General features: G+C 62.4%; 3 protein-coding genes. All 3 read left to right on the top strand.

Annotated features, from left to right (window positions below; genetic code table 11):
* The first annotated feature begins 84 nt into the window (after positions 1 to 84).
* A complete protein-coding gene (locus QZY01_RS08110; protein WP_294535658.1) occupies positions 85 to 531 on the top strand; it encodes a transposase in 447 nt (148 codons plus the stop codon).
* Positions 528 to 881 (top strand): IS66 family insertion sequence element accessory protein TnpB, encoded by a 354-nt coding sequence (gene tnpB / locus QZY01_RS08105; protein WP_294535655.1) that lies wholly within the window; start codon positions 528 to 530, stop codon positions 879 to 881. The genes QZY01_RS08110 and tnpB overlap by 4 nt, the downstream gene beginning before the upstream one ends.
* A gap of 50 nt (positions 882 to 931) precedes the next feature.
* On the top strand, positions 932 to 1,894 hold a 963-nt coding region (locus QZY01_RS08100; protein ID WP_294535652.1), incomplete at its 3' end, for an IS66 family transposase.

The following is a 1,894-nucleotide window of genomic DNA, read 5'->3' as shown; positions in this document are numbered from 1 at the left end:
GTTAGCGGCACGGCGATCCCATCTACCAATTCTCTGAGCGTTCGCTAGCATCCCGGGCAGGCCATGGATGCGTCGGGTGTCGCCGTGAAGAATGATAGTCCTAATGATACTCATCAAGACAATCGCAACGACAACGGGAGCTATCGCCGGATCGAGTTGATCACCGGGACGGCGCGCCGGCGGCGCTGGAGCGATGACGAACGAGCGCGGATTTTGGCGGAAAGCTTCGAGCCGGGCGCGAACATCTCGGCGGTCGCCCGCCGGCATGGTGTGCATGGCGGTCTGCTGCACTCCTGGCGCAAGAAAGCCAAGACGCGGGCTGAAGAAGGGGCGCAGGCGGATGCGCCTCTATTTATTCCGGTGGCGATCGCCAAGGCGAGCGGCGACCCTGTCGGTGAGACGCCTCAGCCCCTGACGCTGCCCGGCCGGATGATTGAGATTGAGACCAGAGGCGCGCTGGTGCGCGTTCCGGCAGGCGTGGATCCCGAAACGCTGGCGGTCGTGCTGGCCGCGCTGCGTCGCGCCGGATGATCGGCTTTGGCGACGAACGCAAGGTTCTGGTCGCCGCGCGGCCGATCGATTTCCGCCGTGGCGTCCATGGTCTGGTGGCAATGGCCGCGCAGGCTTTGAACGGGGATTTCTATCGCGGCGATGTTTTCGTCTTTCGGTCGAAACGCCGGGACCGTTTGAAGCTCCTGGTTTTTGACGGGACAGGAACAATCCTGGCGACCAAATGGCTTGAGGAAGGGGCGTTTACTTTTCCGCCGGTTCAAGACGGCGCCATTGTGCTGACGGCGACGCAACTGTCGGTTTTGGTTGCGGGACTTGACTGGACGCGGGTGGTTCAAAAGCCCGTGAAACGGCCCTGCAAAACGGCCTGAATCTCCTGATTATGCTGGCGATTCAAGGCGATTTGGGCTAGTATTTTTTTATGGTTCTTCCCCCTGAAAAGCTTCCTCGCGACCCCGATCAGCTGATCGAAATCATTCTTGATTTGCGCAGCGAAGTCGAGACGCTGCGGACATCGGTCACAAAGCTGAAGGCGATAATCTTCGGGGCGCGTTCGGAAAAGAGCGCCGTCATCATCGCCGAGCAATTGCCGCTGGGGTTAGGCGATGTCGAGGCGCATGCCGTCCTGCCTGCGCCGGCCAACGACGATGGCCAGGACGACGGCGGCAAGACCAGGAACGTGGGATCGCGCAAGAAGCCCAAGCGCAACATCGGCGCGTTGCCCGCGCATCTGCCGCGCTTCGACATGGTGATCGAGCCGGAGACGACAATGTGCTCTTGCTGCGCCGGCGCGCTGCGCCGCATTGGCGAAGACGTCAACGAAGTGCTCGATAGGATTCCCGCCGTGCTGCGCGTCCTGCGCATGACCCGCCCCAAATATGCTTGCCGGGCTTGCGAGGGCGAAGTGGTTCAGGCCAAAGCGCGTCCGCGTCTGATCGAAGGCGGCATGGTCTCGACCGCGGTCGTCGCCTGGATCGCCTCGTCGAAGTACGCCTGGGGCTCGACGCTATATCGCCAGGCGCAGATTCTCGCCGGCCAGGGCGTCGTCGTCGATCGACAGACGCTGGCGCGGTGGATGAAGCAGTTGGCATGGACGGCCAAGAGCCTTTACGAACGGCAGTTGGCGACGATGCATCAACAACCTCGCCTTTTTTGCGACGAGACGCCGATGCGGGTGCTTGATCCCGGCCGAGGCCGAACGAAAATTTGCCAGTTTTGGGCGCATGCGTGCGACGATCGATCATGGAACGGGCCGGCGCCGCTGGCGGTCGCCTATGTTTTCGCCGGCGGACGGGGCAAGAAGGAGATCGCCGCCCAACTCGCCGGGTTCAAAGGCGTCCTGCAAGTCGACGGCTATTCCGCCTATAAGTCGCTCGCGGCCGAC

The organism is uncultured Rhodoblastus sp., assembly GCF_903903185.1.
Lineage (GTDB): Bacteria > Pseudomonadota > Alphaproteobacteria > Rhizobiales > Beijerinckiaceae > Rhodoblastus.
This window is presented reverse-complemented; position numbering and strand designations above follow the sequence as displayed.